Raw genomic sequence first — 5,776 nt, 5'->3', positions numbered from 1 at the left:
GCGACTCATGAGTGCTCGGTTATATGCGGGCCAATTGGTTGTGCGGTAGATTTTGTGTGTAGGCTTCTTCATTTGAAAATTATATCGCTGAAAAAGCCTTTACAGATAGGTTTGTGCAACAAAGCCCAATATAGTTAAACTTTGGGTAAAGTTCATTGCATAAGCAGGTGAAATATTTTTTATCATTCAAAATTGACCTGATTGAAGATTAATTTTTTCTGTATTCATGACCATCCCTGATCGGACGGCTAAACATCATGTCGTTCGAATAAGACCTTTAAATCAGCCATTTGTTATAATTTCGATATTCAATGAATGGCAAAATTAAATGGATCATTTGCAGAAGTTACAGATATATGTGCGTGTGGTTGAAACCCAAAGCTTTACTCACACTGCTGAGACATTGGGTGTGCATCGTCCACTGATTTCCAAAGCCATCAAACAGCTTGAACATGAATTGGGGGTGAGATTACTCAATAGAACCACCCGTAAAGTCAGCATGACTTTAGAAGGTGAAGCTTTCTATCACAAAGCATTGCAACTCCTTAAAGACTTCGATGCTATTTTTAATAGCTTTCAGCCAAATCTACAGACTCAAAATATATCGGGTAAACTGCGCATCAACGTACCTATCACCATTGCCAAAGCCATTCTGATTCCTCATTTGGCAGAGTTTAAACAACAATATCCAAATATCGAGTTGATTCTAGAATCCTCTGATTCCTTAGTGGATCTCATTGATCAAGGTGTCGATTTTGCAATTCGACTCGGCTACTTAGATGACTCAACCCTCATTGCAAAATCACTTGGACAAGTTGAAATGATCACTTGTGCTGCCCCTTCTTATTTAAAAAAATATGGCACACCGCATACCTTAGATGATCTAAAACACCATCAAGCCATCAATTATTTTAGCGGTAAACAACGTAAGGTCATGAATTGGCAATTTATTGTGAATCAGCAAGTTCAAGAATATAAGTTGGATTCAAGTATTTTAGTCAATGATTCAGAATCATTTTTAAGCGCAGCTTTACATGGTTTGGGCTTAATTCAAGGGGTTCGTCATGCAATACAGCCCTATCTCGAGAATGGTCAACTCATTGAAGTGTTATCAACTTATCAAAATATTCCTAAACCTATTTCTTTGCTATACACCCATAGGGAACATCTACCGGCACGTATGCAAGTATTTATAGATTGGGTTAAAAATATTTTTGCGAAAGATTGTTATAAAAAATAGAACCAATCTATAAATAGATTGTTTATTTATCTGATCTATTTGAAGGATTATGCTGATTCCATCTGTTGATCATATGGAAAAGAAACATGTCTAGAACTGTAATGATGCGTGCAATTGGTAATGCTGATGTTTTACAAATCGAAGATTTAGAGATTACTGCACCTAAAACATGTGAAGTACAGGTTTCAGTACATGCTATTGGCTTAAATCGGGCTGAAATCATGTACCGTACTGGTAATTATGTTATTGAACCGACTTTTCCTTCTGTACTCGGATACGAAGCCGCTGGTGTAGTTACAGCAATTGGTGAAGGTGTTTCAGGGCTTAGTATTGGTGATGCAGTTAGTGTCATTCCATCTTTTGGTTTTGATGAATACGGTACATATGGAGAACTCATCAATCTGCCAGTCCATGCTGTTGTAAAACATCCTAAAAATTTGACATTCCAACAAGCGGCTGCAAGCTGGATGATGTTTGTGACGGCTTATGGTGCATTAGTACATTTTGGCAACTTACAGAAAGACCAATATGTTGTTATTGGTGCTGCATCAAGCAGTGTTGGCGTGGCAGCAATTCAAATTGCTAATATGTTAGGTGCTACCCCAATCGCATTAACTCGTACTAGTGCTAAAAAGCAGCAGCTGATAGATCTAGGGGCTAAATATGTGATCGCTACTGAGGAGCAAGATTTAGTAAATGAATTGAATCGTATTACCAATCACCAGGGGGTAAATATGGTGTTTGATCCTGTAGGTGGTCCAGCTGTAGGTAAAATCATGCAAGCTATGGCTAAACAAGGCACATTCTTCCAATATGGTGCGCTTGATACACGTGATATCCAAATGAGTGTTATGGATGTTTTAGGCAAACATTTAACATTACGTGGTTATGAGCTCTTTGAAATTACCACTGATTCCAATGCGCTAGAACAGGCAAAACAATTTGTTTATCGTGGTTTGGAGTCAGGTCAGTTATCACCTTTAATTGACCAAGTCTTTAATTTTGAGAATATCCAAGAAGCTCATAAATACATGGAAACAAATGCCCAAATCGGCAAGATCGTAGTTAACGTTCAGTAATTTAGATGCCCTATACTGCCATCTATAGGGCATTTTAGTTCCAATACAATATTTTTGGTTAGCCGAGTTTCATCATAGATCTGACCACACTCGATGCCGTGATCGGGTTATTTAATGCTGTTTTACTAGAGCATTAAATAACTCAAATCACGGATAATTAGTTTCAGCGGGCATTTACTTTACTAGTTTTCTGTCAATAGATCATGGTTAATATATTAAAAAACTAAGGCTCTTATAAATCGTATAAAATAAATAATACAGAATATAAGTAGTTTACTTTACAATATTTCAGTCTTAATAATGCTTGAATCTAATTTTATATATTTACTAATATATTCTAATTAAAACTTGGATTTCATAACCATTAACTATACAGTACAACTATCAATAAAATCTCCCCACCATTGCATCATTTCCACGCGCTGATTGAAATATTCTGCATGATTATAACTTGCACGGGTTTTATTTTTATCAGTATGAGATAGCTGTGCTTCAATCCAATTTGATTGAAATAAACCAGATTCATTTAATATGGTACTAAATGTTGAGCGTAAACCATGAGATGATAGTTCATTTTTAGTATATCCCATTTTTCTAATAATCAAGTTCAGGGTGTTAAAATGAATAGGTTTATGATTATTACGGGGGCTAGAAAATACATATTTTTCGCCATGAGACCAAGCGAGTGCTGATTTCACAACTTCAAGTGCTTGATCAGATAGTGGAACTAAAAATTCAGGAATATCATGACCTAAAATAACTTTTCTTCTATATTGTTTAATATGTAAGGCTGGTATTTTCCATATTCTTTTATCCAGATCGAAGTGATGTGGTTCAGAAAGCAGTAATTCTCCACCACGTACGCCTGTATATAACTTAAATAATAGGGCTTTTTTAATGATAGGATCTGTATTAATCTGATTCAATCTAGCTAAGAAATTAGATAGTTCATCTGAGTTCAAATGAGGATAATTTTTCTTAATCTTATTATTAACTAATATTTTATGAAGCCCATTTGCAATATTATATTCACAATACCCCATTGCTACAGCATAATCATAAATCTGATTTAAATAACTGTAAGCTTTCTTTACAGGTTCTTTTACATTTCTAGATTCTATATTTTTAATAACCTTAACCAGATCATATCTTTTAACTTCAATAAATGGCGTTAGTCCAATATTTGGATAAATATCCTGATCTAAACATTTTTTTGCAAGCTGAATTACACCGCATCGTGGTTCATCTTCAAAGGAATTTTTAATTTTAAATTCTAACCACTCTTCACAAATATCCTGAAAAGTTTTGATGTCTTTTTTATGCAGCAGTTTATTTTGATAATCATTAAATTTATATTCATCCCGGACTGATCTGGCCTCTTTCAAGGACATTACAGGATATTCACCCAACTTCATGCGAGGACGTTTATTTGTCCCTGCAAGTGAATAGCGGTAACTCCAAGATTTACGTCCGTTTGGTTCTACCTTCAAACTTAAGCCGTCATCATCTGCCAGAAAATAGATTTTTTCCTTTGGTTTAGCTTGACGTACCTTAATTTCAGTAAGACTCATGAATTTTTAACCTAACCACAAATGGCACTGCTCAATTCAATTATAGCAAATTTAAGCGATATTCATATGATGCGTATCATACGCATCATATATTTTTATAAGTTATTGTTAAATCTGTTTTATATTTAGAGTGATTGCTTTTTAGTAACCATTTAATTAACCATTGATTCTACAAGTTAAATAAAAAAACCGGCTTAAAGCCGGTTTTTTATCTTAAATATTCAGATCATGATTTCTTCACATCAAAACGGTCTGCATTCATCACTTTTGTCCAAACACAAACAATGAACCGTACCGGGTTTGTCGGAGACTCAATATTCTGAGAGACTATTCCGATGAAAAAACCAACCTATACCCTCGAAATTAGAGAAAGAGCGGTTCAATTACTAATTGAATCTGAAAAAGATTATCCTTCTACTTGGGCTGCAATCACAGCAATTGCGCCTAAGATTGGTTGTACTCCTGAAACACTTCGTGCCTGGCATCAAAAGCATTTAGATCAGCAAAATCCTATTAAAGTACAACAGATATCTGATCAAGAAAAAATGAAGCAAATGGAACGTGAAATTAAAGAATTAAAGCGTGCCAATGAAATTCTACGTAAAGCAGCCGCTTTTTTCGCCCAGGCGGAGCTCGACCGCCCACACAAATAATGGTGGATTTCATCCATAACAATAAAGACTTATATGGTGTTGATGCGATTTGTAGGATTTTACCGATCGCAGCTTCAACCTATTACCGAACTTTAGATCTCGCTGACAAGAGATGGCTCCGTAAATTTGAACAACACCTATAAGTGATAAAATTGCTGGTTCAGTTATTTGGGGTAACTGTTCTAATAACCAGTCTGGTAATTTTTTTAATTCAGTCGGTTGCATTTTTAGTTATCCTATTTTTAATAATTTCAACTTGTTACATACGTTACACAACATAATTTATGCAAGTTCAGTATAAGGAACCCGGCGCAAGTACAAAGATTTTTGACATAAACTGATCACACTTATATTCATCACAAGACATAAAAAAGAGCGCACGGAGCGCTCTTGATGCGAGCTTTTAAAGCTCAGCTGAACTTTTCGGGACTTCATACCGGATATAAGACGCAAATGTCAGGTAATTAATCCCCTGAAATAAAATATCAATCGCCAGAAACAGGCCCAGGACCCAAAACGGTGCATCTGGGGATTGCAAAATCACAATCCCTGCCAGCAGGGTCAAGATGCCTGAAAATAAAGTCCAGCCCCATCCACCCAGAGCGCGAAACAAAAGGCTATTCAAGATCCGGATGATACCTGCAATAATTAGAATAATCGCCAGAATATGGGTCAGGACCACCGCGGTCTGTAGCGGTGTACTGAACGCATAATATCCGGCAAGCAAGTATAAAAGACCGAATAAGGCCCAGAACCAGCGAAAACCGCCATGAAAAATTTTAAATGCAGCAACAAAATGCAGAATCCCGCCGATCATCATCAGTACGCCAAACATGAATACCACGGACAAGGTTGCAAAGGGTAAAGTCGCTAGCAAGACCAGACCAAAAATCACTAGTAAAATGCCCAGCCCCAGATACCATTTTCGCTTTTGATGCAACTGACTACGTACCAAGTCATTGCCTACTGTTTTCATCTTTTCTTCTCAAGTGATGTCTTATTTGACTGATCATACTTTAAAACTTGATTGGCTTTAGAAGAATCTTACGTTTCCTCTTGCATAAAAAAATAAAATTATGTTTTAGTAGCCGATTAACATCGATATAAAGAGGTGGTCCCACTTGTTTGAACAACTAAAAGCTTATTTATAAGTGATATTCTGCTCTAGTTAAGCTACCTTATTTTGTTGTGGTAGCTGGTCATAGTAAAACTCATCTGGAGTCATTTTGTCCA

At 36.1% G+C, this 5,776-nt stretch carries 4 protein-coding genes, 1 pseudogene and 1 other annotated feature; of the genes and pseudogenes, 3 read left to right on the top strand and 2 right to left on the bottom strand.

From position 1 onward, the window contains the following. The first annotated feature begins 328 nt into the window (after positions 1-328). Positions 329-1,240 (top strand): LysR family transcriptional regulator, encoded by a 912-nt coding sequence (locus tag FTU82_RS15520; RefSeq protein WP_180001897.1) that lies wholly within the window; start codon positions 329-331, stop codon positions 1,238-1,240. An 86-nt stretch (positions 1,241-1,326) separates the two neighbouring features. After that, positions 1,327-2,319: a zinc-dependent alcohol dehydrogenase family protein gene (locus tag FTU82_RS15515; protein WP_180001898.1), complete on the top strand. Its 993-nt coding sequence runs from the start codon at positions 1,327-1,329 to the stop codon at positions 2,317-2,319. A gap of 368 nt (positions 2,320-2,687) precedes the next feature. On the opposite strand, the gene FTU82_RS15510 is transcribed toward FTU82_RS15515, so the two are convergent. Then, positions 2,688-3,890 (bottom strand): integrase arm-type DNA-binding domain-containing protein, encoded by a 1,203-nt coding sequence (locus FTU82_RS15510; protein WP_180001899.1) that lies wholly within the window; start codon positions 3,888-3,890, stop codon positions 2,688-2,690. A 335-nt stretch (positions 3,891-4,225) separates the two neighbouring features. On the opposite strand from FTU82_RS15510, the pseudogene FTU82_RS15505 reads away from it, so the two are divergent. After that, a pseudogene (locus FTU82_RS15505) lies at positions 4,226-4,650 on the top strand (transposase); the annotation flags it as partial. Beyond that, positions 4,501-4,617, top strand: a sequence feature (AL1L pseudoknot). Its footprint overlaps the pseudogene before it by 117 nt. 296 nt (positions 4,651-4,946) lie before the next feature. Here FTU82_RS15505 and FTU82_RS15500 read toward each other — a convergent pair. Further along, the gene (locus tag FTU82_RS15500) at positions 4,947-5,519 is read right to left on the bottom strand and encodes an HdeD family acid-resistance protein (RefSeq protein WP_159139015.1); all 573 of its coding nucleotides are present in this window, start codon (positions 5,517-5,519) and stop codon (positions 4,947-4,949) included. Positions 5,520-5,776 lie beyond the last annotated feature (257 nt).

Origin of the sequence: Acinetobacter sp. YH12151 (assembly GCF_013418355.1) — a bacterium.
Taxonomy (GTDB): domain Bacteria; phylum Pseudomonadota; class Gammaproteobacteria; order Pseudomonadales; family Moraxellaceae; genus Acinetobacter; species Acinetobacter pseudolwoffii.
The sequence above is the reverse complement of the archived record's forward strand: the minus strand, read 5'-3'. Positions and strand labels throughout refer to the sequence as shown.

What these genes read in the sequence shown, in the direction of transcription:
- FTU82_RS15520 (WP_180001897.1), top strand. Translation starts at nt 329, where the DNA reads ATGGATCATTTGCAGAAGTTACAGATATATGTGCGTGTGGTTGAAACC.
- FTU82_RS15515 (WP_180001898.1), top strand. Translation starts at nt 1,327, where the DNA reads ATGTCTAGAACTGTAATGATGCGTGCAATTGGTAATGCTGATGTTTTA.
- FTU82_RS15510 (WP_180001899.1), bottom strand. Translation starts at nt 3,890, where the DNA reads ATGAGTCTTACTGAAATTAAGGTACGTCAAGCTAAACCAAAGGAAAAA.
- FTU82_RS15500 (WP_159139015.1), bottom strand. Translation starts at nt 5,519, where the DNA reads ATGAAAACAGTAGGCAATGACTTGGTACGTAGTCAGTTGCATCAAAAG.